Here is a 25,576-nt window from a genome sequence, read left to right on the forward strand (position 1 = left end):
TGACGTGGACGAGCGGGACATGGGCGAGGACCTCGCCGAGGTGATCGTCACCGAGGAGCAGATCCGCGAGCGGCTGACCGAGATGGCGGCCCGGATCGACGCCGACTATCAGGGCCGCAACCTCCTCCTGGTGGGCGTCCTGCGCGGTGCCGTCATGGTGATGGCCGACCTCTCCCGCGCCATGCACACCCCGCTGGAGATGGACTGGATGGCCGTCTCCTCCTACGGGTCGGGGACGAAGTCCTCCGGCGTCGTGCGCATCCTCAAGGACCTCGACACCGACCTCACGGGGCGCGACGTCCTCATCGTCGAGGACATCATCGACTCCGGCCTCACCCTGTCGTGGCTGCAGGGCAACCTGCGCTCGCGCGGCGCCGCCTCGGTCGAGATCGCCACGCTCCTGCGCAAGCCGGACGCCGCCAAGGTCGAGGTCGACGTGCGCTACGTCGGCTTCGACATCCCCTCGGCCTTCGTCGTCGGCTACGGCCTGGACTTCGCCGAGAGGTACCGCAACCTGCCCTTCGTCGGGCGGCTCGCGGAGCACGTCTACTCCCGCTGACCCGGGCCCCGCGCCCGCGCGCCCGGGACGAGGGCCGCCGGTCGGCGTTCGCCCTGCGCGCACCGGCCGCCGTGGGGGACCACGCCCCGTGCGGGCTCGGTTATCGTCGTCTGGTCGCCCGGGGTGGGCACCAAGTGGACGGAACGGCTGAGACTGGGCATGCAGAAGACCTGGAAGAAGATCGCGCGCAGTCCCTGGCCGTGGGTGATCGGCGCGCTGCTGGTGGTGTTCCTCGTCCTGCCCATGGTGGGCGGGGGCCGCGTCTCGGCCATCGACACCTCCCAGGGCATGGAGCTGCTCCGCGGTGACACGGTCGAGCAGGCGCGCGTCAACGACACGACGCAGCGGGTCGAGCTCACGCTGACCGAGGACTTCATCGCCAGCAACGGTGACGAGGGCTCGGACAACAACGAGAACCACGGCACCGAGGTCGAGTTCACCTACGGCACCGCGCAGGCCGGCGAGGTCACCGACCAGCTCGACCGCGGCGAGCTCGCCCAGGGCTACGACGTCGAGGTGCCGCAGTCCAACGCGTTCATGTCGCTGCTGGGCTTCATGCTGCCGATGATCATCATCCTCGGCCTGTTCTGGTGGCTGATCTCGCGCTCCCAGGGCGGCGGCGTCATGGGCTTCGGGAAGTCCACGGCGAAGAAGGTCAACAAGGAGACGCCCGACGTCACCTTCACCGACGTCGCCGGCGTCGACGAGGCCGTCGAGGAGCTCCAGGAGATCCGCGAGTTCCTCCAGGAGCCGAGCAAGTTCCAGGCCGTCGGCGCCAAGATCCCCAAGGGCGTGCTGCTCTACGGACCCCCGGGCACCGGCAAGACGCTGCTCGCCCGCGCCGTCGCCGGGGAGGCCGGCGGTTCGTTCTACTCCATCTCCGGCTCGGAGTTCGTCGAGATGTTCGTCGGCGTGGGCGCCTCGCGGGTGCGCAACCTGTTCGAGCAGGCCAAGCAGAACGCGCCGGCGATCATCTTCGTCGACGAGATCGACGCCGTGGGCCGCCAGCGCGGCGCCGGCATGGGCGGCGGGCACGACGAGCGCGAGCAGACCCTCAACCAGCTCCTGGTCGAGATGGACGGCTTCGACTCCACCACGAACGTCATCCTCATCGCCGCCACCAACCGGCCCGACGTCCTCGACCCCGCCCTGCTGCGGCCCGGTCGCTTCGACCGACAGATCTCGGTGGCCGCCCCCGACCTGACCGGCCGGCACCAGATCCTGCGCGTGCACGCGCGGGGCAAGCCGATGACGCCGGACGTCGACCTCGAGGCCGTGGCCCGCCGCACGCCGGGCTTCTCCGGTGCCGACCTGGCCAACGTCCTCAACGAGGCCGCGCTGCTCACCGCCCGCTCGGGCGCCCAGCTCATCGACAACCGGGCGCTGGACGAGGCCATCGACCGCGTCATCGCCGGCCCGCAGCGGCGCACCCGCGTGATGAACGACAACGACAAGAAGGTCACCGCCTACCACGAGGGCGGGCACGCCCTGACGGCGGCCGCGCTGCGCTACACCGACCCGGTGACGAAGGTGACGATCCTGCCGCGCGGGCAGGCCCTCGGCTACACGATGGTCATGCCCACCGAGGACCGCTACTCCAGCTCGCGCAACCAGCTCGTCGACCAGCTCGTCTACGCCCTCGGCGGGCGCGTGGCCGAGGAGGTCGTCTTCCACGAGCCCACCACGGGCGCAGGCAACGACATCGAGAAGGCGACGAAGACCGCCAAGCAGATGGTCACCGAGCTGGGCATGTCCGCCCGCATCGGCCCGGTCAAGCTGAGCGAGAACAGCTCCGAGCCCTTCCTCGGTCGCGACATGGGCAGCTCGCGGGACTACTCCGACGACGTCGCGCGGGTGGTCGACGAGGAGGTGCGCGCCCTGATGATGGACGCCCACCAGGAGGCCTGGGAGATCCTCACCGAGTACCGCGACGTCCTCGACGACCTCGTCGTCGAGCTGATGGACCGCGAGACGCTCAACGAGGCCGACCTGCGGCGCATCTTCGCCCCCGTGGTCAAGCGCGAGCCGCGCGAGCTGTGGTTCGCCTCGGGGAACCGGCCCGACCTGGGGCGCCGCCCCGTGCTCACCCGCGAGGAGCGGGCCCGCCGCGCCGCCGAGCCGGCCACCGGCGAGGATCGGTTCCGACCCGAGGACACCTCCGACATGTTCGGCACCCAGCCGCCGCCGGCCACCCCGGACTTCGGCTCCGGCGAGGGGGGCCCCGACGGCGGGGCGAGCGACGGCCCAGCGCAGGAGGGGCGGCCGTGACCGCTCCGCGGGAGAGCGGGAGGCACGACGGCGGGCCCACCGACGCCGGGCCGGACGTCGCCGTTCCAGCCGACGCCGGGTCGGACGTCGCCGGGGGGCCGGGCCCCGTCGTCGACGTCGACCGCGCGGTGGACGACGAGCGCGAGCCGCACCAGAGCGTCGACCTCGCAGCGGCCGAGGATGCCGTCCGCGCGCTGCTCGCCGCCGTCGGCGAGGACCCCGACCGCGACGGCCTGCGGGAGACGCCCGCCCGGGTGGCCCGCGCCTTCGGCGAGCTCCTCGGCGGCCTGGGGGAGGACCCGGCCGACCACCTCGACGCCGTCTTCGACCTCGGCCACCAGGAGATGGTCATCGTCGCCGACATCCCCCTGTACTCGCTGTGCGAGCACCACCTCCTGCCCTTCCACGGCAAGGCCCACGTCGGCTACATCCCCGGCACCGACGGCCGCGTGACCGGCCTGTCCAAGCTCGCCCGGCTCGTCGAGGGGTACGCCCGCCGCCCGCAGGTCCAGGAACGGCTCACCGGCCAGGTCGCCGACGCCCTCGTGGACCGGCTGCACGCCCGCGGGGCGCTCGTCGTCGTCGAGGCGGAGCACATGTGCATGTCGATGCGCGGCGCCCGGGCCACCGGCACCCGCACCGTCACCTCCGCCGTGCGCGGAGTCATGCGCAACCCGGCCACCCGCGCGGAGGCGATGAGCCTCCTGCGCTCGCGCTCCTAGGCCGCCCGTGCGCACCGGCGACCTCGACCGCGGCGCCCCCGCCGGCCTGCCCGCCTCCGTGCCGACCGGCCGCACGCTGGTCATGGGCGTCCTCAACGTCACCCCGGACTCCTTCTCCGACGGCGGCGCGCACCTCGACCCCGACGCCGCGATCGCGCACGGCCTGGCGATGGTCGACCGCGGTGCGGACCTCGTCGACGTCGGCGGGGAGTCCACCCGCCCGGGCGCCACCCCCGTCGACCCCGCCGAGGAGATCCGCCGGGTGCGCCCGGTCGTCGCCGCTCTCGCCGACGCCGGCGTGATCGTCAGCATCGACACCCTGCACGCCGCCACCGCCCGCGCGGCCCTCACGGCCGGGGCGCACATCGTCAACGACGTCTCCGCCGGCGTCCACGACCCCGCCATCCTCGGTGCCACCGCCGAGGCCGGCGCCGTGCTCGTCCTCCAGCACCGCCGCGGTGAGGCCGGCACGATGACCGGCCTCACCCGCTACGCGGACCTGCTGCCCGACGTCGTGCGCGAGGTCGCCGAGCGCCGCGACGCCGCCCTGGCCGCCGGCGTGCCCGGGGAGCGGATCGTCCTGGACCCCGGGCTCGGCTTCGCCAAGGAGCACGAGCAGTCCTGGGAGGTGCTCGCGCGCCTCGAGGAGCTCGCCGCGCTCGGCCACCCGCTGCTCGTGGGCACCAGCCGCAAGCGGTTCCTCGCCCCGGTCCTCGCCGACGGCCCGGACCGCACCGGTCATCCGCGCGACCGCGACGCCGCCACCGCCGCGACCACCGCGCTGCTGGCCGCCCGCGGGGTGTGGGCCGTGCGGGTGCACGACGTGCGGCCCTCGGCCGACGCCGTCGCCGTGGCCGCCGCCCTCGCCGGGACGGGCCCGCGATGAACGAGGCACCCGCGCGGATCACGGTGCGCGGCCTGCGCGCCCACGCCCACCACGGTGTCTACGACCACGAGCGCGCCGACGGCCAGCCCTTCGGCGCCGACGTCACCTTCGAGATCGCCACCGGGCGCGCCGCCACGAGCGACGACGTCGCGGACACGCTCTCCTACGGCGAGGTCGCCCGCACCGCGCAGGCGATCCTCGCCGGGGAACCGGTCGACCTGCTCGAGACCCTCGCCGAGCGGATCGCCCGCGCCGTCCTCGACCTGGGCGCCGCCGCCGTCGAGGTCACCGTCCACAAGCCGCAGGCCCCGGTCGGCGTCGACGTCGACGACGTCACCCTGACGATCCGCCGCGAGCGCTCCGCGGTCGACGACGTCGCCGACCCGGCCCTGCACACCCGGCCCGACGCGCCCACCCCGGTCGTCCTCGCGCTCGGCTCCAACCTCGCCGGCCCGGGCGGCGGGCCGGTGGACCAGCTGCGCCGCGCCGTGACCGCCCTCGCCCACGCCGGCGGGCTGCACGTCACCGCGGTCTCCCCGCTGGTGACCACCCTCGCCGCGCTCGCCCCCGGGCAGGGGCCGCAACCGGACTACCGCAACGCCGTCGTCCTGGCGACGACGACCCTGGCCCCCGCCGGCGTCCTCGCACTGGCCCGGTCCCTCGAGGCCGAGGCCGGCCGCGTGCGTACCGGCACGTGGTCGCCGCGCACCCTCGACGTCGACGTCGTCGCCTACGGCGAGCTCACCAGCGACGACGCCGCGCTCACGCTGCCGCACCCGCGCGCCGCCCAGCGGGCGTTCGTCCTGCTGCCCTGGTCGCTGGCCGACAGCCGCGCCCACCTCCCCGGGTCCGGAGCGGTGGCCGATCTCGCGGAGCGCGCGCCCGACCGCGACGGCGTCCTCGCCACCGAGACGGGCTGGTGGTCGCCGTGAGGCGGACGTCGATCGGCTGGCTCGTCGGGGTCGGCCTCCTCGCGCTCGCGGGCACGTGGGTCGTCATCGGGATCGCCGACGTCTTCCTGTCCGTGTCCTGGCTGACCGCGCCGGTGCTCCTCCTGCTCGCGCTCGCCCTGTGGCTGGGCGGCCGCGCGGTCAAGCGCCTGGTCGAGGGGGAGCGCACATCGATGACCCCGATCGGTGCCTCCCGGGTGGCGGCGCTCGCGCAGGCCTCGGCCTGGGGCGGGTCCCTCGTCGCCGGCTACCTCGCCGCCCAGGCCCTGTTCGCCGTGCGCAACTGGCACGCCTCCTTCGCCTCCGCCCACCTGTGGGAGTCGGTGGTCGCCGGTGCGGCGGCGGTGGCGCTCGTCGTCGTCGGGCTCGTCGTGGAGCACTGGTGCTCCATCCCGCCCGAGGACGAGGGCACGAGCCGCTCGTCCGCCCGCGACCCCGAACCCGCCTGACCCGCCTGCCCCCTCCGCCGCCCACCGCCCACCGCCCACCGCCCGCCGCGTGGCGAGTGAGCACCTTTCTGCCGGACGAGTGAGCGCTCGACCTCCACCGCGGGCCCCGACGTCGGCCGCACCGCCGCGGGTGGGGCGCACCGGTTTGGCATGATGCGCGCTGGGGGCGGCGCGTCCTCGAGGTGCAGTCGATCGGAGCACGCATGAGCCAGCAGGTACCCGGCCACGACGGGCGACCCGACGGCGTCCCGGCCGGTCCCGGAGGCGCCGGGTACCAGGAACAGGGGTACCTGGCGCCCGGACACCAGCCCCCCGAGCAGTCGTCCCCCGAGCGGCGCTCGCCGTTCGACCCCGACGGCGTGGACTTCCAGCCGGTGGACCCCGCGCTGACCAAGGTCCGCCTCATCTCCACCGTCCTCTGGCTCGGTCCGCTCCTCATCATCGGCGTCGTCCTGGCCCTGTTGGTCGGTGGCTGGGGCTGGTGGATCGGCAACGGCGCGCTGGCCGTCACGCTGCTCGTCGTCGTGCTGATCGTGCCGCGCCAGGTGCGCGCCATGGGCTACTCGGAGGCCGAGGAGGACCTGCTCTTCCGCAAGGGCATCATCTGGCGCTCGCTGGTCATCGTCCCCTACGGCCGCATGCAGCAGATCGACGTCGAGGCCGGTCCGCTCGACCGCCGCTTCGGCGTCGCCTCGGTCAAGCTGAGCACCGCCTCCGCCCAGACCGACGCGAAGATCCCCGGCCTGCCCGCCGCGGAGGCCGCGCGACTGCGCGAGGCGCTGACCACCCGCGGCGAGGCGCGGCTGGCCGGCCTGTGAACGCCCAGCAGCCCGGCGAGCAGCGGCCCGACCACCACCAGGTCGGCCACCACCAGGCCGCCGACCAGCAGCCCGTCCAGGAGCAGCCCACCGCGCTGCCCGTCGACGCCGGCGACGGCTGGCGGCGCGTCCACCCGGTCACGCCCGTGCTGCTCGTGTGGCAGGTCCTGGCCGCGGTCGTCGCGATCCTCGTCTTCCAGGTCGGCCAGGAGCTCATCGGCACCGGCGGCTGGGAGTTCGTGCTCGACCACCTCGGCACGGTGCTGCTCTGGCTCGGCGCGGGGATCCTCGCCCTCATCGTCGTCACTGGCATCTACTCGGCGCTGTCCTGGCGCAAGATGCGCTACCGGGTCGACGCCGACGGGGTCGAGCTCAACCAGGGCATCCTCTTCCGCCAGGAGCGGCGCGCCCCGCTCAACCGGGTCCAGGCCGTCGACGTCCAGCAGCCGCTGCTGGGCCGCATCTTCGGGCTCGCCCGCGTGCGCGTGGAGACCGCAGGGGCCGCCGACTCCCGGGTCGACGTCGCCTTCCTCAAGCTGGCCGACGCCGAGGCCCTGCGCGCCGAGATCCTCGCCCGCGCCGCCGGGGTCGACCTCGACCAGGTGCGGATCGTCGCCGAGCGTGCCGCGGCCGGCGACCCGGTCGACGACGCGGCCCTCGTCGACGCCGCCCGCCACGGCGGCGCCCCCGACGCGACCGACGGGGACAACGGCGACGACGGCGAGCACCGCCGCGGGCGCAGCCCCCGCGACCCGTTGCTCGCTGCGCGCACCGGTTACCGGGAGGCGCCCGAGCGGGTCGTGTTCGAGGTCGACAACAGCCGGCTCGTGGCCTCCTCGCTGCTCTCCCCGGGCTTCATCGTCATCGCGCTCATGCTCGTCGGTGCCCTGGTGTTCCTCATCGTCGGGCTGCCGCTGCGTGCGATGGTCTCCTTCATCCCGGGCGTCCTCGGCGCCGGCGCGTTCGTCTGGGGCCGGTTCAGCGGCGCGTTCAGCTTCACCTCCGCGACGTCGCCGGACGGCATCCGGGTGCGCCGCGGGCTCCTGGAGACCACCTCGCAGACCATCCCGCCGCGTCGCGTCCAGGCCGTCCGCCTCACCCAGCCGTGGCTGTGGCGGTGGCGCGGCTGGTGGCGCGTCCAGGGCTACATCGCCGGGTACGGCGTGACCGAGGGCAGCTTCGCCAACGAGTCGAGCACGCTCATGCCCGTGGGCACGCGCGCCGACGCCCTGACCGCCCTGTGGCTCGTCGTTCCCGACATCGGGGTCGACGACGTGCCCGCCGTCCTCGACGCCGGCCTCGACGGCGCGGGGGAGGACGCCGGGTTCGTCACCTCGCCGCGGCGCGCCCGCTGGTTCGACCCCTTCGCGTGGCGCCGCCAGGGCGTGCTCGTCACGCGCGAGGCGATCCTGCTGCGCACCGGATGGCTCGCCCGCCGCCTGGAGGTCGTCCCGCACGGCCGCACGCAGTCCGTCGGCCTCGTCCAGGGACCGATCGAGCGGCGCCTGCGCCTGGCCAACCTCGCCATGCACACCGTCGCCGGTCCCGGCCAGCCCGGCGTGCCGCACCTCGACGAGCAGGTCGCCCTCGACCTCCTGCGCGGCCAGGCCGAGCGGGCACGCCAGGCCCGGCACCACGAGGGACCCGAGGAGTGGGCGCGGCGCGTGTCCGTCCTCGGCGACGGCCCCCAGGACGAGGGCACCGGTCCCGCCCCGACGGCGGCCGGCGCCCCTCCCGACGCCGTCGCCCAGCCCGGTGCGGTCGCGCACCCCGGCGGGGCTGCTCGCCCCGACGCCGCTACGCACCCCGCCACGGGCGCGCCCCCCGGCGCCGCCGCCCACCCGGGCCGGCGTGGCCCCGACGGCGGCGGCTGGGCGCCCGACCACACCCCCGACCCCGACGGGGGACCCGCGTGACCGAGACCCGTCCCGGCCGCCTCGACGTCGGGATCATCTCCGCCGGCCGGGCCGGGGCCGTGCTCGGCGCGGCGCTCGCGGCGTCGGGGCACCGGCCCGTCGGCGTCGTCGCCCGCAGCGAGGCCAGCCGGGAGCGGGCCGAGCTCCTGCTGCCCGGCGTCCCGGTCCGTCCCGCCGCCGACGTCGCGGCCGAGGCCCAGCTGCTCCTGCTCGCCGTCCCCGACGACGTGCTCGGGGACGTGGTCGCGGAGCTCGCCGACACGGGCGCGACCAGCCCCGGGCAGGTCGTCGTCCACGTGTGCGGGCGGCACGGCACCGACGTCCTCGAGCCGGCCGCCGCGCGCGGCGCCCTCACGCTCGCCGTCCACCCCGCGATGACCTTTACCGGCACCACGCTCGACCTCTCCCGCCTGCCCGGCTGCCCCATGGCCGTCACCGCCGCTCCCGCCCTCCTGCCGCTCGCGCAGGCCGTGGCCGTGGACCTCGGCGGCGAGCCGGTCGTCGTCGCGGCCGCCGACCGGGCCCTGTACCACGCGGGCCTCGCGCACGGCGCGAACCACCTCGTCACGCTCGTGACGCAGTCGGCGCGGATGCTCGAGCAGGCCGGCATCGCCGAGCCCGGCGCGTACCTCCGCCCGCTCCTCGAGGCCGCGCTGGGCAACGCCCTGGCGAGCGGCGAGAGCGCCCTGACCGGCCCGGTGGCCCGGGGCGACGCCACCACCGTCCGCGCCCACACCCAGGCCCTGGGCGAGCTCGACCAGCCCTCCCAGACCGACCTCGCCACCACCTACGCCCACCTCGCGCGGGCGACCGTGGCCCGCGCCGTGCGCACCGGCCGCCTCGAGCCGGACGCGGGGGCGGCCGTGCTCGACGCGCTGCCGCAGCCGCCCGGCTGAGCGGCGCCGGCGTGGCCGGGCCCACGGCGTCGGCCCGGACGGCCCGCGTACCCTGGAGCGGTGGACACCACCGGCCCGACCGTCGTGCGCACCCTCGCCGAGGCGCGCGCGGCCCGGGCTGCCCTCGACGGCACCGTCGCGCTCGTCATGACGATGGGCGCCCTGCACGACGGCCACCTCTCGCTCGTGCGTGAGGCACGGGAACGCGCCGAGCACGTCGTCGTCTCCATCTACGTCAACCCCCTCCAGTTCGGCCCCGACGAGGACCTCGCGAGCTACCCGCGCGACCTCGACGCCGACCTGAAGCTCCTGGCCGACCAGGGGGTCAGCCGCGTGCTCGCCCCCGACGACGCCGAGATGTACCCGCGCGAGCCCCTCGTGCGCATCGACCCCGGCCCCGTCGCCGCCGTCCTCGAGGGCCTCACGCGGCCCGGCCACTTCGCCGGGGTCCTCCAGGTCGTCACCAAGGTGCTGGTCACGCTCCGGCCCGACGTCGCGGTGTTCGGGCAGAAGGACGCCCAGCAGCTCGCGCTCGTGCGCACCCTCGTCGACGACCTCAGCCTGCCCGTCACCGTCGTCGGGGCACCGATCCGACGCGAGGCCGACGGCCTGGCCATGTCCTCGCGCAACGTCTACCTCGACGCCGAGCAGCGCGGGCAGGCCCGCGCCCTGCCGGCCGCCCTGGCCGCCGCCCGCGCCGCCGCAGAGGGCGGCGCCGCCGCCCCCGAGGTTCTCGCCGCCGCCGGCGACCTCCTCGACGGCGCCGACGGCGTCGACCCCGACTACGTCGTCCTCGTCGACCCCGCCACCTTCCTCGACGTCCCCGCACACCACCGCGGCGAGGCCCTGCTGGCGCTCGCCGTCCGGCTGGGCACCACCCGGCTCATCGACAACGACACCCTCCGCATCGACCCCGGAAAGACGACCACGTGACCTACGCACCCGCCTCCCTGCTGCGCCCGATGATGGTGGGCAAGATCCACCGGGCGACGATCACGGGGGCCGACCTGCACTACGTCGGCTCGCTCACCGTCGACGCCGACCTGCTCGACGCCGCCGACCTCCCGCCCGGCCATCAGGTCGACGTCGTCGACATCACCAACGGCGCGCGCCTGACCACCTACGTCATCCCCGGCGAGCGCGGCAGCGGTGTGCTGACCATCAACGGCGCCGCGGCGCACCACATCCGCACCGGCGACCTCGTCATCGTCATCGCCTACGGCCAGATGTCCGACCAGGACGCCCGCAGCTACGAGCCGGCCGTGGTGTTCGTCGACGAGCACAACCAGATCGTCGAGTGCTCCCACGAGCCCGGCCAGGTCCCCGACACCGACCGCGGCAGCGCGCCGGACATGGAGGCCTCGGGGGAGACCTTCGCGTCCTACCGCGCGGCGCGGACGAACGCCGGGGCGGCGAAGGACTGACCGGCGGCCGTCGAGGCCTCCCCGGCGCCCCACGGCCGTCGTCGGGCCGTCGCGCCGGTTGACTACCCTGGGGCGGTGACCGAGAACCCCGTGACCAGCGCGCCCCACGACGACACCCCCGAGCAGTTCCGGGTGCGTGCCGACAAGCGCGCCCGGCTGCTGGCGGCCGGCACCGACCCCTACCCGGTGACGCTGCCGATCACCACCACCATTGGTGAGGTCCGCGCCGCCCACCCCGAGCTCGAGGCCGGCACCGAGCTGACCGAGGAGCTCGTCGGCGTCGCGGGGCGGGTCATGCACCTGCGCAACACCGGCAAGCTCTGCTTCGTGGGCCTCCAGGCCGGCGACGGCACCCGCATCCAGGTCATGCTCTCGCTGGCCAACGTCGGCGAGGAGTCCCTGGCGGCCTTCAAGTCCGACATCGACCTCGGCGACCACCTCTACGTGCACGGCCACGTGGGGGCCTCCCGCCGCGGGGAGCTGAGCATCTTCGCCGCCCCCGGCGAGGTCGACGGTCAGCCCGCGCCGGCCTGGGCCCTGGCGGCCAAGGCGCTGCGGCCCCTGCCCAAGACCTACGAGGGCGCCGACGGCGAGGAGTCCTCCCTCTCCGAGGAGGGGCGGGTCCGCCACCGCCACCTCGACCTCGTCATGCGCTCCGCCGCCCGCGACATGGTGCGGCTGCGCGCCGCCGTCACCCGCTCGCTGCGGCGCACCTTCGACGAGCGCGGCTTCCTCGAGATCGAGACGCCGATGCTGCAGAACCTGCACGGCGGGGCCGCGGCGAGGCCCTTTGTCACGCACATGAACGCGTACGACACCGACCTCTACCTGCGCATCGCCCCGGAGCTGTACCTCAAGCGCGCCGTCGTCGGCGGCATCGAGAAGGTCTTCGAGATCAACCGCAACTTCCGCAACGAGGGCGCGGACTCCACGCACTCCCCGGAGTTCACGATGCTCGAGGCGTACGAGGCCTACGGCTCCTACGACACGATGGCCACGCTCACCCGCACCCTCGTCCAGACCGCCGCCCTGGAGGCCACCGGTTCGACCCTGGTCACGCTGTCCGACGGCAGCGCCTACGACCTGGGCGGCGAGTGGGCGAGCCTGAGCCTGTACGGCTCGCTGAGCGAGTCCCTCGGCGAGGAGATCACCCCCTCGACGTCGGAGGAGCACCTGCGGGCCCTGGCCGAGCGCCTCGAGGTCCCGCTGGCCCCGCACCACACCCCGGGCAAGATCGTCGAGGAGCTGTGGGAGGCGCGGGTCGGCGACGACCTGTGGGCGCCGACCTTCGTGCGCGACTTCCCGGTCGACACCTCGCCGCTGACCCGCGCCCACCGCACCGAGGCCGGCAAGGTGGAGAAGTGGGACCTGTACGTGCGCGGCATGGAGCTGGCCACCGCCTACTCCGAGCTCGTCGACCCGGTCGTCCAGCGCGAACGGTTCGAGGCGCAGGCGCTCGTGGCGGCCGCCGGCGACCCCGAGGCCATGGTCCTCGACGAGGACTTCCTCGCGGCCATGGAGCAGGGCATGCCCCCGGCCGGCGGCATGGGCATGGGCATCGACCGGCTCCTGGCCGCGATCACCGGCGCCGGCATCCGCGAGACCATCACCTTCCCGCTGGTCAAGAGGATCTGACGGGCGCGGAGCGCCCTTCGTAGGCTGGGCCGCATGGAACACGCACGCCTCGGCGCCTCCGGACTGTCCGTCTCCCGCGTCGGGCTGGGGTGCAACAACCTCGGCCGCCGCGGGACCGTCACCGAGCACCAGGAGGGGGCGACCGCCCTCGTGCACGCCGCGCTCGACGCCGGCATCACCCTCTTCGACACCGCCAACTCCTACGGCCCCGGCACCTCGGAGACCCTCCTCGGCGAGGCCCTGCGCGGCCGCCGCGACGAGGTGGTGCTGGCGACGAAGTTCGGGATGAAGGCGCCCGACGACGACGGGCCCGACTTCGGTGCGCGCGGCTCACGGCGCCACATCAAGCAGTCCGTCGAGCACTCCCTGCGGCGCCTGCAGACCGACCGGATCGACCTGTACCAGTACCACACGCCCGACGCCGGGACGCCGATCGAGGAGACCGTCGCCGCCCTGGACGACCTCGTGCGCGAGGGCAAGGTCCTCTACATCGGGCACTCCAACCTCGCCGGGTGGCAGATCGCCGACGCCGCGCACGTCGCCGACTCCCTCGGCGGCGCCCAGTTCGTCTCGGCCCAGAACCACTACAACCTGCTCGACCGCCGCGCCGAGCTCGAGGTCGTGCCCGCGGCCGAGCACTTCGGGCTCGGCGTGCTGCCCTACTTCCCGCTCGCCAACGGCCTGCTCACCGGCAAGTACTCCGACGGCGTGGCCCCCGAGGGCTCCCGCCTCACCCTCACCCGCCAGCACCTGCTCAAGGACGAGGACACCCTGTCCCGGTTGCGCCGCTTCGGCGAGTTCGCCCGGGCGCGGGACCTCACCGAGCTGCAGGTCGCCTTCTCCTGGCTGGCCTCGCGGGGGCCGGTGACCTCCGTCATCGCCGGCGCCACGAAGCCGGAGCAGATCCGGCAGAACGCCGAGGCGATCACGTGGGTGCCGACCGAGGAGGACGAGGCCGAGCTCGACGAGCTCTTCCCGCCGGTCCCCAAGGTCGCCCTCTTCTGACGACACCTTCCCGGCGAGTGAGCAGTTATCCGTCTGGCGAGTGAGCACCATTCTGCTCCTCCCGCGACGCCGGGTGCTCAGTCCTCCGGCGGCTGCGGCGGCAGGCCGGCGGCGATGCGCAGGATCGTGCGCTCGGCGTCGTCGACGGTGACCTTGCGCGCCCCCTTGCCGACAAGGTCGCGGTACATCGCCGGCTCGGCGAGCGAGAGGGCGAGCCCACGCCGCAGCAGGTTGAGCGGCGGCTTGCGGCCCTCGTCCAGGTCGCGGGCCAGCCGGAAGACGAAGGTCTTCAGCCGCGGGCGGGTGAGGGTGAGCGCGTCGGCGAGGATCCCCTCGGCCCGGCACCGCTCGACGATCTCGGCGGCGAAGATGCCCTCGGCCACCACGGCCCTGGCCTCGCCCAGCTCGACGACGCGGCTGCCGACCCGCGCGTTGGCCGGGATGTCGTAGACGGGCACCTCGGCGCGGCCGGTCGTCACCAGCTCGACGAGCGAGGCGACCGCGGCATCGCCGTCCCAGGAGGCCGGGTCGTCCCAGTCGACCATCCCGTGCCGGCGCGGCAGGCCGGGGTGGTCGCCGTCGCGGTAGAAGTCGTCCAGCGCGACGACGGGCAGGCCGAGACGGCGGGTCAGCCGCGTCTTGCCGGAGCCCGAGGGCCCGGTCACCAGCACGACCTTCGCCAGCGGGGTGCGGGCGCTGGCGGGGATGTCGAACAGCGGCTCCTGGCCGGCGCCGACGGGCTGCGGGTCGAGGGCCTCGTCGGTGGGTCGGACGGCGTCGTCGTCGTGCACCGCCACCTCCGTCGTCCGCGCCGGGCACCCGCCCGCTCGCCACCAGCGTAGGCGTTGGCGCGGTGCGCCTGACCTGGCACGATCGTGGCGTGAGCGACTTCGAGGTGGAGATCGGGCAGCTCGGCACCGCGGCGTCCAACGCGCGCGACGCGTCCGAGGAGGTGAGCGGGGTGGACCTGGCCGGCGCGCTGGACGGGATCGGTTCGGCGATGCCGGGATCGACGTCGGCGAGCACCGCACCCGACCTGGGCACCAGCTGGACCGAGGAGCGCGACGCCCTGGTCCGGGGGCTCGGCGACTACGCCGAGGGCCTGGAGAACGCCGCGACGACCTACGAGAGCACCGACGGCGCGGCGGCCGCCGACTTCGGCACCTGACGCTGCCCGCGCCGGCCCGACGGCCGGCGTCCGACGCCCGTCGTCGTGACGGCCCCGGGCTCAGCCCCGGAAGGGGCGCACGGGTCGGCCCGGCACCTCGACGCGGATGCGGAACACCGCGCCCGCCTCGGGCTCGGGGTCCTCGAGCTTTTCCCGCGAGGTGGTCACGTACAGGTCCTTGCCGTCGGTGCCGCCGAGGGTGCAGGCGGTGACGAGGCGGACGGGCAGGTCGACGGTGGCCAGGACCGTCCCGTCGGGGGCGTGGAGGCGCACCTTGCCCACCCGGTTGAGCGCCACCCACACGTTGCCCGCGGAGTCCACGGTCAGGCCGTCGGGGCGCTCGTCGGAGGCGACGTCGGCGAACCGGCGCCGGTTGCGCAGGCCCGTGGCGGTGACGTCGAAGACGTCGGTGCTGCCGGCGGAGGTGTCGTTGTAGTACGCGAGCGACCCGTCGGGGGAGACGTCGAATCCGTTCGACGTCGTCACCCGCTCGACGGCGGTGGTCACGTCCCCGCCGGGCGTGATGCGGTACAGGCTCGCCGCGCCGGGGGAGCGGTCGTAGGCCATGTTCCCCGCGTACAGGTTGCCCGAGGCGTCGCACCCGCCCTCGTTCATCCGCAGGCCCTCGTGCTGCCACAGCCGCAGCCACTCGGAGGCCTCGCCGTGCGGCTCGTCGGCCAGGGAGAGCCCGCGCTCGGTGCCCACCACGTAACCACCGTCGGAGCGGGGCCGGACGAAGGCCGCGACCGGGGAGCCGACGGGCAGTCGCTCGACCTCGCCGTCGTCGCGGACGGTGAGCAGGTCGCCGGCGAGCATGTCGACGAGGCGCAGCCCGCCCCACGACTCGGACCAGACCGGTCCTTCCCCGTGGTAGGCGACGGCGTCGGTGATCTGCTCGGGCGCGGATCGCACGTGAGTCATGCCGTCATTGTCTCCCAGGTCCGCCGACCACGTCCCCGCCCCGACGTCGATGGGGAGTTCTCCCCTCCCACCTGCGCGGACGGATTCGGCCGATGGGCGCGTGCCTGGCAGATTGGTGCCGTCGGCCGGGGCGGACGGAGGGTCGACGCACTCGCGAGGAGGACTCATGGACGCCGTCGCGGCCACCGTGCCCGACCCGGACGTGCTCGAGCTCGCCGAGGCGGTGAAGAACGACCTCGACGCCGTGCTCGATGGCCTGACCTGGACTCAGAACCGACCGCTGCTGGCCACCGCGCAGGGCTCAGGCGGCGGTCCGACCGAACGGCACTACACGTTCGGCGTCGCGCGCGCCCTCGACGAGGACGAGTGGGACCGCTCGGTGGCCGTCGTCGCCGCGCACGCCCGCACGGCCGGGTTCACCGGGGCATCGCTGGTGGTCGACCGGCTGGCCGACCACGAGGTCGTGTTCCTCGCCGACGACGGCCGCTCGCTGACCTTCGGCACGGCCGCGGCGACGATCCTGCGCGCCTCGGTCAGGCCGGGCCGGACGGCGCCGGGCGCCACCGCGGCCGGGAGCGACACCCCGGCCGGGAGTTCCGACGTGGCCGGCGCCGACGCGGCCGACGCCGGTGCGGACGCCACCGACCCGGACGCCACCGATCCGGCCGGCGCCGACGCAGGTGCCGCCGGCACGACGACGATCCCCGACACGACGCTCGACGGCCCGGACCACGCCTTCGTGCCCGAGGCCGAGCCCGACATCATCGACGAGGTGCCGAAGTGGTGAGCTGGAGCCAGGTCAAGAACTGGAAGGCCTCGAGCCTCGGGAGCGCGGTGACGGCCATCGGCTCGGCGCGCGACACCCTCGAGGGGATGAGCGACGAGCTCGAGGCGATGGTCACGCCCGAGGGGTGGACCGGTGACGCCGCCGAGTCCGCCGGGGGGCGGCGCCGGACGATCGGCTTCGCCGCGCAGTCGATCGTCTACGAGGTCTCGCTCGTGCGGTCGGCCGTCGACGAGGCCGAGGACTCGGTGGGGACCATCGAGTCGAAGGTGGCCGAGATCGAGTCGCTGTGCAGCAGCCGGGAGGTCGCCGTCGGCGGGAACGGGTCGGTGACCGACGTCAAGGTCCCACCGGCCTCCTTCGAGTCCCCCGAGGAGCGCGAGGCCTACTACCGCGAGCGGCAGGAGGCGGTCGACACCGTCGCCCAGGCTGTGGCCGAGGTGCTCCGGCTGGCGGACTCGACGGACTCCACCCTCGACGCGGTGCTGTCCTCCGCCCACGGCGACCAGCTCGACTCGGGGCACGCCGACCTCGGTGCGGCCGCGGACGCCGGCGAGAGCGACGGCCAGATCACCTGGCCCGACCCGCCCGACGGCGACCAGCAGGCCCAGGCCGACTGGTGGGAGTCCCTCAGCCCCGTCCAGCAGCAGGAGATCCTCGACGACCACCCCGAGCTCGTCGGCAACCGGGACGGCATCCCCGCCTGGGCCCGCGACGAGGCCAACACCAACCGGCTCGAGACCGAGGCCGCCACCGCGCAGGACGAGCTCGAGGCGGCCGAGGAGGCGCTGGCCGAGGCCGAGGAGAACATGGGCTACCCCGGCGCGTCGCAGATCTACCTCGACGCCCTGGAACGGGTGGAGGACGCCCAGGCGAAGGTCGACTCCATCGCCGCCGTCGAGGAGACCGTCGCCCAGGACGACCGCTACCTCCTGCTCCTGGACACCGAGTCCGGGGAGCGGGTGAAGGCGGCGGTGGCCAACGGCAACGTCGACACCGCCGACCACGTCTCGGTCCTCACGCCCGGGTTCACCACCACCGTCGACGGCAGCCTGGCGAGCTACGACCAGCGGATGGCCGATCTCAAGGGCGCCACCGAGGCCGAGCTCGACCGCTGGGGCAGCACGGACGAGACCGTGGCGACCGTGTCCTGGCTGGGCTACGACGCGCCCCAGTGGGACGAGACCCTCAGCGGGAACTCCGTGGCGCTCTCGGGCGCGGCCAAGGAGGGCGGGGAGGACCTGGCCGGCTTCTACACCGGCCTCAACGCCTCCCGCGCGGACGACCCCAATCTCACCGCGCTGGGCCACTCGTACGGCTCGACCACGCAGGGCTACGCGCTGCGCGCGGAGGGCACCGGCGTCGACAACGCGGTGTTCATGTCCTCCCCGGGGATCACGACGACGAACCTCGACGACTTCCACGTCCCGACCGAGTCGATCTACTACCTGGAGAACGACGACGACCTCGTCGCCGACCTGGGGCGGTTCGGTGGGGACCCCACGGGGATCGACGACATCACGCACCTGTCCACCTACGACGGCACCACGGCCCACGGCGTGCACAAGCCCGGCACCACCGGGCACACGTCGGTCTTCGACGACGGCACCATGGCGCAGCACAACACCGCCCTGGTCGTCGGTGGCCTCGAGGAGCACATCGTCTCCGAGCGGGCGCACGAGTTCTGGACCGACCCTGTCGAGTGGCCCTGGTAGCCGCGGTGGCATGATTCTCCGATGACCTCAGGACCGGACGCGCCCGCCGCACCTGCCCACGGGCCCGGTCCGGGACGTGGGCCGGTCACGGTGCGCCCCGCGCTGGTCTCGGACGTGCGCACGATCGCGGGCCTGGTCCACCCCTACGCGCAGACCAACACCCTCATCACCAAGGACCTGGTCGCCTACTTCGAGTCCGTCCAGGAGTTCGTCGTCGCCGAGACCGCGGACGACGGTCCGGCCGGGCGGGGGCGGGTCGTCGGCTGCGGCGCCCTGCACGTGATGTGGGACGACATCGGCGAGATCCGCACCCTCGCCGTCGACGCTGCCCACCTGCGCCGCGGGATCGGCGGGCTGCTCCTGGAGAACCTGCTCGACCGGGCCCGCGCGCTGGGGCTGCGGCGCCTGTTCTGCCTCACCTTCGAGGTCGACTTCTTCGCCCGGCACGGCTTCGTCGAGATCGAGGGGACGCCGGTCGGCGTCGACGTCCAGGAGGAGCTCATGCGCTCCCACGACGACGGCGTCGCGGAGTTCCTCGACCTCGCCCGGGTCAAGCCCAACACCCTGGGCAACACGCGGATGCTCCTCGAGCTCTGACCCCCGCCGGGGGTATCCGCCCAGGTCAGAGGTGGTGAGTTCTGTCCCCGATCCGGTCTGCGTGCCGGATGGCGGATCCGTAGCGTCGTCGGTGCACGTTGATCGACAGCGAGCCGGCGGCGAGGCCGTCGGCACGAAGGGGGACCATGATGATGCCCACGATCAATCGTACGAGCAGCGCTGCGGCAGCGACCCTCCTGCTGGTGGGTGGACTGGCGGCCTGCGGCTCTGATCCTGCCCCGACGCAGGCCGGTCCGCCGGCCCCGGCCGAGGAGGCGCCCGAGGAGGACCCCGCGCCCGAGGAGGACCCCGCGCCCGACGAGAACCCCTCGGCGGAGGGGGCCCCGCCGGAGCAGGACGACGCCGGTGCGGGCGCCGAGCCCGCGCCCGAGGAGGACGTCGACGCCGGTGCCCCGGCGCCGGCCCCCGAGGAGGGTGCCCCGGAGGAGGGCGCTCCTGAGGACGGGGCGCCGGAGGATGGTGCCCCGGAGGACCAGGCTCCCGAGGCCGGTGGCGTCAACGCGGCCACCTACGACGGCTGGCTCTCCGTCCCGCTGCCCGAGGGCTGGAGCGAGTTCGAGGACGGCGTCTGGGCCGGCGAGGACGGCGCCGCGCTGCACCTGGGCCCGTGCTACGCGCCGGACTCCGGCACCCTGGACTACGACGCCTGCGTCGAGTTCGCCCCGGTCGCCACGGAGCCCAGCGCCTCCGACCCGACGACCGAGGTGGAGATCACCCAGCTGCCGGTCGAGGACGAGGACCTGCGCGCCAGCCAGATCCACGTGAGCGACGGTCAGCAGGAGGTCGTGCACTACGTGGTCGAGGACCCGGCGACGGGTGAGGTCGCCCACCTGCGCTACGTGAGCGAGGGCGTGGACCAGGAGGTGCTCGACAGCATCGCCGAGATGAGCCTCGCCGGCTGACAGCACGGCCGAGGCCCGGACCCGCGGGCCCGGTCCTTGGCCCCTCCCGGGCCGGGGCCGGGCCCGACCCGTGTCCGGGCGCGGGATCCGTCCGGTGCCGGTTCGTGCGACCGGGCTCAGGTTCGGTCGACGGCCGCCACGACGACGGCGGCGAGGTCCTGGGGGCGCGTGTACTGCGGCCAGTGCCCGGTGGGCAGGTCGACGATCTCCAGGTCGTCGGCGGCGGCCAGCTCGGTGGTGAACGGGATCCCGGCGTCGACCATCTCGCGGATCTGCTCGCCGCTGATCGACGTGGCGATCACCGACTGCGGGACGGTGCGGCGCCTCTCGTCGGTCAGGCGCAGCGGCTCGGTCGCCACCCCCACCGGCACCGGCGTCGCGCCCCGGGAGACCGACTCCCGCAGCTCGGGGGTCATGTCCGTCAGGGAGCCCTCGTCGAACACCGACCAGTCCAGGGGGATCTCCGCGCCGTCGGCCGGCAGCTCGGGGTTGACGGGGGTGCCGTCGGGCACCGGGAAGCCGTCGACGTAGACGATGCGGGCCACCCGGTCGGGGCGCGCGTCGGCGGCGCCCCACACCACGTGTGCGCCGCCCGAGTGACCGACGAGGACCACCTGCTCGGGCCCCGCGGCATCGATCTCCGCCACGAGGGCGGCCACCTGGTCCGCGAGGGTGACGCCGGCGCGCTCCGCGGCGTCGGGGGACGTGCCCGGCAGGGCGACCGAGCGCGGCCGGTGCCCCGCCTCGGTGAGCGCCGGGAGGACGGGGCCCCACGAGGAGGCGTCGAGCCAGAAGCCGGGAACCATGAGGATCTCCATGACCGCGACGCTAGCGGTCGTCGCCGACAGCGAGACCGGTGCCTCCGACGGTGAGCCCGGTGCCGACGTCGCGCAGTCGCCGGGCGCACGGTCGTCCGCGCGGACCCGCGCGGGCCTGCGGGACCGGCCCCTCAGCGCGACAGCAGGCGGGCGAGCAGGCCGACCTGGGCCGCGACGAGTGCGCAGCCCAGCGTCGGCAGCCACAGGTCCGGCTCCCACCACGCCCACAGGCCGAAGGCCACGACGAGCGCGAGCCCCAGCGGCAGCGGCGTGCGACGCAGCACCGTGCGTACCCCGGCGGCGCCCGGGTCCCGCCCGGTGCGTGCGCGGTGCAGGCCGAGCGCGGCGGCGCCGAGCGACGGAAACGCGGCGACCTGCCCGACGAGCATCATCGTCAGCCCCGGCCACGGGCTCAGCGTGTCGCCGGACATCGCCGTCAGGGCGAGGCCCAGGACGCCCAGGCCGAGGACCGCGCAGGCCATGACGACGAGCGTGACCCGCACCGCGCGCGCCCCCGGGATCCGCGGGGCCTCGCCCAGCAGCGGCTCGACCGGGTCCGGGCGCTGGTCGTCGCGCCGGTCGGCGGGGTCGGTCTCGGTCACCGCGACAGGGTAGCCGCGGCGCGTCACGGGAGCATGAGCCGACCGGCGCGCTCGACGACGAGACCGTCGGCGAGCAGCGAGCGCACCGACCGCTCGGCCTGGGCGGGGTCCTCCGACGCCGCCGCGACGAGCTCGGCCCAGCTCCGCGAGGTCCCGTCGTCGTCGGCGCGCAGGACGGCCATCACCCGGCCGCGCGCCTGGCGGTCGGTGCCCTCCCAGGCCTGGGTCCGGCGTCGGGCGGCGTGCTCGTCGGCGGGGTAACCGGCGGCGCGCCAGGCGCAGCGCCCGGCGAGCGGGCAGCTCTCGCAGCGCGGGGACCGGGCGGTGCACACCAGGGCGCCGAGCTCCATGATCCCGGCGTTCCAGGTGGTGCAGGCGGCGTCGTCGGCCGGGAGGAGGCGTGAGCCTCGCGCCCGTTCGGCCGTGGTGGGGGACCCGGGCGGGGGAGCGGACCGGCCCTCGACCACCCGGGTGATGACGCGCCGGACGTTGGTGTCGAGGACCAGGGCGCGGCGGCCGAAGGCGAAGGAGGCCACGGCCGCCGCCGTGTACGCGCCGACGCCGGGCAGGGCGAGCAGCTCCTCCTCGCGCGCGGGCACCTCGCCGCCGTGCCGCTCGACGATCGCTAGCGCGCACTCCTTGAGCCGTAGCGCGCGGCGCGGGTAGCCCAGGCGACCCCAGGCGCGCAGGACGTCGGCGCCCGAGGCGCCGGCCAACGCGGCGGCGTCGGGCCAGCGCTCCATCCATGCCTGCCAGGCCGGGGCGACGCGGGCCACCGGCGTCTGCTGGCTCATCGCCTCGGAGACGAGGACGCCCCACGGGGTCGTCCCGGGCCGGCGCCAGGGCAGGTCGCGGGCGTGGGTCTCCCAGAACCGGGCGACGGCGTCGTGCAACTCGGCGATCGCCTCGCCGTCCGCCGGCCGCACGCCGTCGTCCGTCGGCCGCTGGTCGTCGGCCGCACGGCCGGCACCGGCCGCGGCACCGGTCGCGGCACCGGTCGCGGCACCGGTCGCGGGATCGGCAGGAGGGGGCGGTTCGGGCACCCGCCCAGTGTGCCCCGGCGAGCCATCGCGGACCGCGCGCGCCCGACGCCTACCGTGGGCGGGTGCCGAGCGACGACCGAGGAACGGACCGCAGCGGGCGCCCCGGTGGCAGCCCCCGAGCCCCGCGCCGGCGGCCCAGCCGCGCGACGATCTGGCGCCGCCGGATCACCGTCCTCGTGGCGCTGCTCGTGGTCCTCGCGCTCATCGGCTGGGGCGTGTGGGCGCTCGCCCAGGCGCTGTTCGGCGGCGACGACGCACCCGACGCGCCGGCCACCGAGAGCGCCTCGGAGTCGACCTCGGAGTCCGCCTCGGAGTCCGCGAGCGGCCCGGCCCCCGGCGGCGACCCGGTCCCGTGCGCCGCGGACGCGCTCGAGCTGTCGATGTCGCACGACGCGCGCTATGCGGGCGTGCCGTCGACGTTCGTCGTCGACCTGGCCAACACCGGCGGGACGGACTGCCTGGTCGACGCCGGCGGGGCCAACCTCGTCGTCGAGGTCACCTCCGGCAACGACCCCGTGTGGACGTCGGCGCACTGCCCCGCCGAGGAGGAGCGGATGCTGCTGCTGGGGCCCGACGGCGATGCCCAGGCCGAGGTCCCGTGGCCGGGCACCCGCTCCGCCGCGGACTGCCCCGAGGAGGCGCCCGCCGTGCAGCCGGGCACCTACCGGGCGCGGCTGCTGCTCGACGGCGTGGAGATCGCCGGCGCCTCCTCGACCTTCACGCTCGAGGAGGCCCCGCCCGAGGAGACGCCCTCCGACGGCGAGACGCCCACCGACGGGGAGGCCGGCTCCGCGGAGCCCGAGCAGGGCTGAGCTGGGCGGGGCCGGACCCCTCAGACGAGGCTGGTCTCCGCGACCCGGGCGAGCCCCTCGCGGACGGCGAACGCCCGCGCGCGGCCCACGCCCTCGATCCGCTGGAGGTCGTCGGTCGTCGCGGCGAGCAGGGCCTGCAGCGAGTCGTAGTGGCTGACGATCGCGGTGGCCACCGACTGGGGCAGGCGCGGGATCTTGGCGATGAGCCGGTGCCCGCGCGGGGAGGCGGCCGTGTCGAGGTCGGCGCCGCCCGGGCCGCCCAGGTGCATCGCCCGCGCGATCCCCGACAGGTCCACGAGGTCGAAGGAGGACAGCGTCCCCAGCGTGGCCCGCACGTCGGCCGAGGCGCCGGTAGCGACGTAGTCGCGCACCAGCGTGCGCCGCTCGAGCGCGAGGCCGACCATGAGGTCGTCGTGCTGCAGGCGCAGCAGGTGGCCGTCGGTGCCGGCCTGGACGGCGGCGGACTCGACGTCGGAGGAGATCCGCCGGATCATCTCCATGCGCTGGACGACGGTGACGACGTCGCGGACCGTGACCACGTCCTCGACCTCGAGGGCGGTGAAGGTGGCGAGCAGCTGGTCCAGGCGCGCCCGGTACCGCTCGAGGGCCGACAGCGCGAGCTCACCCTTGGCCAGCACGTCGGCGGACTCGTCGACCTGGTGGCGCAGGTCGCCGACGTAGAGGGCGACCGTGCCCATCGACTGGCTCACCGAGATCACCGGGTGCCCGGTCTGGCGGGCCGTGCGCTGGGCCGTGCGGTGGCGCATGCCGGACTCGACGGTGTCGATGTGGGCGCCGGGCATGAGCTGGACGTTCGCGCGGCGGATCCGCCCCGCCAGCCGGTCCACGACGACGGCGCCGTCCATCTTCGACAGCTCGCGCAGCCGCGTGGCGGACAGCTCGACGTCGAGGTCGAACCCGCCCGAGGACAGGGCCTCGACCGACTCGTCGAAGCCGAGGACGATGATCGCGCCTGTGCGCCCGCGCAGGATCCGGTCCACGCCCTCGCGCAGCTCGGTGCCCGGCGCGATCTCGTGGAGCATGGTGCGCATCGTCGCGGCATCGTCGGAGCCCACGTGTCCCTACTTCCCGGCGGGTCGGTCCGCGCCGAGCCCCATCGTAGTGGCGGGGGACCGGGGGAGACGGGGCTACGCCCCGAGGCCGCACGTCAGTGCGGCCTCGGCCAGGTGGTCGACGGGAGCGACGTGCAGGCCCGAGACGTGGGTCGGCTCGTGGCCGGCGGCGGGCACGACGGCGGTCGTGAACCCCAGGCGGGCCGCCTCGGCGAGGCGTCGGCCGACCCCCGTCGTCGCGCGCAGCTCACCGGTGAGCCCCACCTCGCCCATGACGACCATCCCCGGCGGCAGCGGTCGGTCCCGGACGGCGGAGAGCATGGCCAGTGCGAGGGCGAGGTCCGCAGCTGGCTCGGCGGCGCGCGCCCCGCCGACGGTCGACACGTAGACGTCCATGCCGCTCGCCTGCACGCGCAGCCGGGCGGTGAGCACGGCCAGCGTCATCGACACCCGCGCGGAGTCCACGCCCGAGACGGTGCGCCGCGGCGGGGTCCCCGGCGTCGGGGTGAGCAGCGCCTGCACCTCGACCGGCATGGGGCGCCGACCCTCGAGGGTGACGGTCACGCAGGTACCGGGCACGGGGTCCTTCGCGGCGGAGAGGAACAGGCCCGAGGGGTCGGGCAGGCCGACGATGCCGTCCTCGCGCAGGTCGAAGCACCCGACCTCGTCGGTGGCGCCGTACCGGTTCTTCACCGCCCGCACGAGCCGCAGCCGGGAGTGGCGCTCGCCCTCGACCTGGCACACGACGTCGACGAGGTGCTCGAGGACGCGGGGACCGGCGATCGAGCCGTCCTTGGTGACGTGACCGACGAGGATCGCCGGCATCGCGCGGGTCTTCGCCGCCCGGATGAGCGCCGCGGAGACGGCGCGGACCTGGGAGACGCCGCCGGCGGAGCCCTCGACGGTGGCGTCGGCGACGGTCTGCACCGAGTCGACCACCAGCAGCGCGGGGTCGGCGGCCTCGATGTGCCCCAGGACGGTAGCCAGGTCGGTCTCCGAGGCCAGCAGGAGGTTGGGGTGCAGCGCGCCGATGCGCTCGGCCCGCAGGCGGACCTGGCTCGCCGACTCCTCCCCGGTGACGTAGAGGACGGGGCCGGTGGCGTTCGCGGCGGCGCGGGCGGCGACGTCGAGCAGGAGGGTGGACTTGCCGACGCCGGGCTCGCCCGCGAGGAGCACGACGGCGCCGGGCACGAGACCGCCGCCGAGGATCCGGTCGAGCTCGCCGACGCCGGTGGGCACGGAGCGGGCCTGCTCGACGTCGACGTCGAGGATCGAGGTGGCCGCGGTGGTGGGCGCGAGCGCGGTGATGGCGGCGCGGGCCGGTGCGGCGCCGGCCTCCTCGACGCTGCCCCACGTCTGGCACTCGCCGCAGCGCCCGACCCACTTCGCGGTGGTCCACCCGCACTCGGTGCAGCGGAACTCGGTGCGGGCGCGCTTGGTGGAGGAGGGCACGGGACCACGGTAGGCGTGCGCGCCGACACCGGCAGCGCGCCTCCACCGGGAGCGCGCCGACACCGGCTGCCCGCCCGCGCCGGTTGCCTGCCTCCGCCGCCTCCTTGCCCGCGCCGCCTCCCGCCCCCTCCCTGCCTCCC

General features: G+C 75.0%; 26 protein-coding genes. 19 read left to right on the forward strand and 7 right to left on the reverse strand.

The genetic code is table 11. The annotated features are described in order from the left end of the window. Positions 1 to 4: 4 nt before the first annotated feature. The 13 genes from hpt (at position 5) to AC3D3D_RS11680 (ending at position 13,528) form a co-directional block, all read left to right on the forward strand. Entirely contained in the window at positions 5 to 559 is a 555-nt protein-coding gene (hpt, locus tag AC3D3D_RS11620; RefSeq protein ID WP_463661825.1) for a hypoxanthine phosphoribosyltransferase, read from the forward strand. Positions 560 to 718: 159 nt separating this feature from the next. Continuing rightward, positions 719 to 2,827 carry an ATP-dependent zinc metalloprotease FtsH gene (gene ftsH / locus AC3D3D_RS11625; RefSeq protein ID WP_463661824.1) on the forward strand — a complete coding sequence of 703 codons (2,109 nt, stop codon included), beginning with the start codon at positions 719 to 721 and terminating at the stop codon, positions 2,825 to 2,827. A 128-nt stretch (positions 2,828 to 2,955) separates the two neighbouring features. Further along, positions 2,956 to 3,549, forward strand: a complete 594-nt coding sequence (folE, locus tag AC3D3D_RS11630; protein ID WP_463661867.1) for a GTP cyclohydrolase I FolE — start codon at positions 2,956 to 2,958, stop codon at positions 3,547 to 3,549. Positions 3,550 to 3,556: 7 nt separating this feature from the next. Beyond that, positions 3,557 to 4,435 carry a dihydropteroate synthase gene (gene folP / locus AC3D3D_RS11635; RefSeq protein ID WP_463661823.1) on the forward strand — a complete coding sequence of 293 codons (879 nt, stop codon included), beginning with the start codon at positions 3,557 to 3,559 and terminating at the stop codon, positions 4,433 to 4,435. Then, positions 4,432 to 5,367 carry a dihydroneopterin aldolase gene (gene folB, locus AC3D3D_RS11640; protein ID WP_463661822.1) on the forward strand — a complete coding sequence of 312 codons (936 nt, stop codon included), beginning with the start codon at positions 4,432 to 4,434 and terminating at the stop codon, positions 5,365 to 5,367. The genes folP and folB overlap by 4 nt, the downstream gene beginning before the upstream one ends. Next, on the forward strand, positions 5,364 to 5,834 hold the full coding sequence (locus tag AC3D3D_RS11645) for a DUF3180 domain-containing protein (RefSeq protein WP_463661821.1): 471 nt from the start codon (positions 5,364 to 5,366) through the stop codon (positions 5,832 to 5,834). The genes folB and AC3D3D_RS11645 overlap by 4 nt, the downstream gene beginning before the upstream one ends. Positions 5,835 to 6,037: 203 nt before the next feature. Beyond that, the gene (locus AC3D3D_RS11650; protein ID WP_463661820.1) at positions 6,038 to 6,652 is read left to right on the forward strand and encodes a PH domain-containing protein; all 615 of its coding nucleotides are present in this window, start codon (positions 6,038 to 6,040) and stop codon (positions 6,650 to 6,652) included. Further along, positions 6,649 to 8,568, forward strand: coding sequence for a PH domain-containing protein (locus AC3D3D_RS11655; protein WP_463661819.1), 1,920 nt, complete (start codon positions 6,649 to 6,651; stop codon positions 8,566 to 8,568). The genes AC3D3D_RS11650 and AC3D3D_RS11655 overlap by 4 nt, the downstream gene beginning before the upstream one ends. After that, positions 8,565 to 9,464, forward strand: a complete 900-nt coding sequence (locus tag AC3D3D_RS11660) for a Rossmann-like and DUF2520 domain-containing protein (RefSeq protein WP_463661818.1) — start codon at positions 8,565 to 8,567, stop codon at positions 9,462 to 9,464. The genes AC3D3D_RS11655 and AC3D3D_RS11660 overlap by 4 nt, the downstream gene beginning before the upstream one ends. A 60-nt stretch (positions 9,465 to 9,524) precedes the next feature. Next, positions 9,525 to 10,397: a pantoate--beta-alanine ligase gene (gene panC / locus AC3D3D_RS11665; RefSeq protein ID WP_463661817.1), complete on the forward strand. Its 873-nt coding sequence runs from the start codon at positions 9,525 to 9,527 to the stop codon at positions 10,395 to 10,397. A gap of 29 nt (positions 10,398 to 10,426) precedes the next feature. After that, the gene (gene panD, locus AC3D3D_RS11670) at positions 10,427 to 10,888 is read left to right on the forward strand and encodes an aspartate 1-decarboxylase (protein WP_463661866.1); all 462 of its coding nucleotides are present in this window, start codon (positions 10,427 to 10,429) and stop codon (positions 10,886 to 10,888) included. Positions 10,889 to 10,963: 75 nt separating this feature from the next. Continuing rightward, the gene (gene lysS / locus AC3D3D_RS11675) at positions 10,964 to 12,523 is read left to right on the forward strand and encodes a lysine--tRNA ligase (RefSeq protein ID WP_463661816.1); all 1,560 of its coding nucleotides are present in this window, start codon (positions 10,964 to 10,966) and stop codon (positions 12,521 to 12,523) included. Between the two features lie 33 nt (positions 12,524 to 12,556). Beyond that, a complete protein-coding gene (locus AC3D3D_RS11680) occupies positions 12,557 to 13,528 on the forward strand; it encodes an aldo/keto reductase (RefSeq protein WP_463661815.1) in 972 nt (323 codons plus the stop codon). Positions 13,529 to 13,605: 77 nt separating this feature from the next. Here the strand turns inward: AC3D3D_RS11680 and AC3D3D_RS11685 are convergent, their stop codons facing one another. Beyond that, positions 13,606 to 14,319: a uridine kinase family protein gene (locus AC3D3D_RS11685; protein WP_463661814.1), complete on the reverse strand. Its 714-nt coding sequence runs from the start codon at positions 14,317 to 14,319 to the stop codon at positions 13,606 to 13,608. A gap of 89 nt (positions 14,320 to 14,408) precedes the next feature. On the opposite strand from AC3D3D_RS11685, the gene AC3D3D_RS11690 reads away from it, so the two are divergent. Then, positions 14,409 to 14,696 (forward strand): hypothetical protein, encoded by a 288-nt coding sequence (locus tag AC3D3D_RS11690; protein WP_463661813.1) that lies wholly within the window; start codon positions 14,409 to 14,411, stop codon positions 14,694 to 14,696. A gap of 60 nt (positions 14,697 to 14,756) precedes the next feature. Here AC3D3D_RS11690 and AC3D3D_RS11695 read toward each other — a convergent pair whose 3' ends face one another. After that, positions 14,757 to 15,617, reverse strand: a complete 861-nt coding sequence (locus AC3D3D_RS11695; RefSeq protein ID WP_463661812.1) for an SMP-30/gluconolactonase/LRE family protein — start codon at positions 15,615 to 15,617, stop codon at positions 14,757 to 14,759. 166 nt (positions 15,618 to 15,783) lie between these two features. On the opposite strand from AC3D3D_RS11695, the gene AC3D3D_RS11700 reads away from it, so the two are divergent. The 4 genes from AC3D3D_RS11700 (at position 15,784) to AC3D3D_RS11715 (ending at position 19,636) form a co-directional block, all read left to right on the forward strand. Next, on the forward strand, positions 15,784 to 16,404 hold the full coding sequence (locus tag AC3D3D_RS11700; RefSeq protein WP_463661811.1) for an LppA family lipoprotein: 621 nt from the start codon (positions 15,784 to 15,786) through the stop codon (positions 16,402 to 16,404). Beyond that, positions 16,401 to 18,116: an alpha/beta hydrolase gene (locus AC3D3D_RS11705; protein WP_463661810.1), complete on the forward strand. Its 1,716-nt coding sequence runs from the start codon at positions 16,401 to 16,403 to the stop codon at positions 18,114 to 18,116. Before AC3D3D_RS11700 ends, AC3D3D_RS11705 begins: the two co-directional genes overlap by 4 nt. 21 nt (positions 18,117 to 18,137) lie before the next feature. Beyond that, entirely contained in the window at positions 18,138 to 18,713 is a 576-nt protein-coding gene (locus AC3D3D_RS11710) for an amino-acid N-acetyltransferase (RefSeq protein ID WP_463661809.1), read from the forward strand. A gap of 146 nt (positions 18,714 to 18,859) precedes the next feature. Continuing rightward, positions 18,860 to 19,636: a hypothetical protein gene (locus tag AC3D3D_RS11715; protein WP_463661808.1), complete on the forward strand. Its 777-nt coding sequence runs from the start codon at positions 18,860 to 18,862 to the stop codon at positions 19,634 to 19,636. 116 nt (positions 19,637 to 19,752) lie between these two features. Here AC3D3D_RS11715 and AC3D3D_RS11720 read toward each other — a convergent pair whose 3' ends face one another. From AC3D3D_RS11720 to AC3D3D_RS11730, 3 genes are all read right to left on the reverse strand, one after another. Further along, entirely contained in the window at positions 19,753 to 20,454 is a 702-nt protein-coding gene (locus AC3D3D_RS11720; protein WP_463661807.1) for an alpha/beta hydrolase, read from the reverse strand. 131 nt (positions 20,455 to 20,585) lie between these two features. Further along, positions 20,586 to 21,056, reverse strand: a complete 471-nt coding sequence (locus AC3D3D_RS11725; RefSeq protein ID WP_463661806.1) for a hypothetical protein — start codon at positions 21,054 to 21,056, stop codon at positions 20,586 to 20,588. Positions 21,057 to 21,079: 23 nt separating this feature from the next. Beyond that, positions 21,080 to 22,099, reverse strand: a complete 1,020-nt coding sequence (locus AC3D3D_RS11730) for an HhH-GPD family protein (RefSeq protein ID WP_463661805.1) — start codon at positions 22,097 to 22,099, stop codon at positions 21,080 to 21,082. A 62-nt stretch (positions 22,100 to 22,161) separates the two neighbouring features. Here AC3D3D_RS11730 and AC3D3D_RS11735 point away from each other — a divergent pair, with 62 nt between their 5' ends. After that, a complete protein-coding gene (locus AC3D3D_RS11735) occupies positions 22,162 to 22,911 on the forward strand; it encodes a hypothetical protein (protein ID WP_463661804.1) in 750 nt (249 codons plus the stop codon). A gap of 20 nt (positions 22,912 to 22,931) precedes the next feature. On the opposite strand, the gene disA is transcribed toward AC3D3D_RS11735, so the two are convergent. Together disA and radA are read right to left on the reverse strand one after the other, a co-directional pair. Next, complete coding sequence (gene disA, locus AC3D3D_RS11740) at positions 22,932 to 23,954, reverse strand: DNA integrity scanning diadenylate cyclase DisA (RefSeq protein WP_488512042.1); 1,023 nt, start codon at positions 23,952 to 23,954, stop codon at positions 22,932 to 22,934. 105 nt (positions 23,955 to 24,059) lie between these two features. Beyond that, entirely contained in the window at positions 24,060 to 25,436 is a 1,377-nt protein-coding gene (gene radA, locus AC3D3D_RS11745) for a DNA repair protein RadA (protein ID WP_463661803.1), read from the reverse strand. Between the last annotated feature and the right edge of the window lie 140 nt (positions 25,437 to 25,576).

It is taken from the genome of Georgenia sp. X1117, from assembly GCF_057784635.1.

Coding starts and splice junctions, on each gene's coding strand:
- ftsH (WP_463661824.1), top strand. CDS start 719: ATGCAGAAGACCTGGAAGAAGATCGCGCGCAGTCCCTGGCCGTGGGTG.
- folB (WP_463661822.1), top strand. CDS start 4,432: ATGAACGAGGCACCCGCGCGGATCACGGTGCGCGGCCTGCGCGCCCAC.
- AC3D3D_RS11650 (WP_463661820.1), top strand. CDS start 6,038: ATGAGCCAGCAGGTACCCGGCCACGACGGGCGACCCGACGGCGTCCCG.
- panD (WP_463661866.1), top strand. CDS start 10,427: ATGATGGTGGGCAAGATCCACCGGGCGACGATCACGGGGGCCGACCTG.
- AC3D3D_RS11680 (WP_463661815.1), top strand. CDS start 12,557: ATGGAACACGCACGCCTCGGCGCCTCCGGACTGTCCGTCTCCCGCGTC.
- AC3D3D_RS11695 (WP_463661812.1), bottom strand. CDS start 15,617: ATGACTCACGTGCGATCCGCGCCCGAGCAGATCACCGACGCCGTCGCC.
- AC3D3D_RS11700 (WP_463661811.1), top strand. CDS start 15,784: ATGGACGCCGTCGCGGCCACCGTGCCCGACCCGGACGTGCTCGAGCTC.
- AC3D3D_RS11710 (WP_463661809.1), top strand. CDS start 18,138: ATGACCTCAGGACCGGACGCGCCCGCCGCACCTGCCCACGGGCCCGGT.
- AC3D3D_RS11715 (WP_463661808.1), top strand. CDS start 18,860: ATGATGATGCCCACGATCAATCGTACGAGCAGCGCTGCGGCAGCGACC.
- AC3D3D_RS11720 (WP_463661807.1), bottom strand. CDS start 20,454: ATGGAGATCCTCATGGTTCCCGGCTTCTGGCTCGACGCCTCCTCGTGG.
- disA (WP_488512042.1), bottom strand. CDS start 23,954: ATGCTCCACGAGATCGCGCCGGGCACCGAGCTGCGCGAGGGCGTGGAC.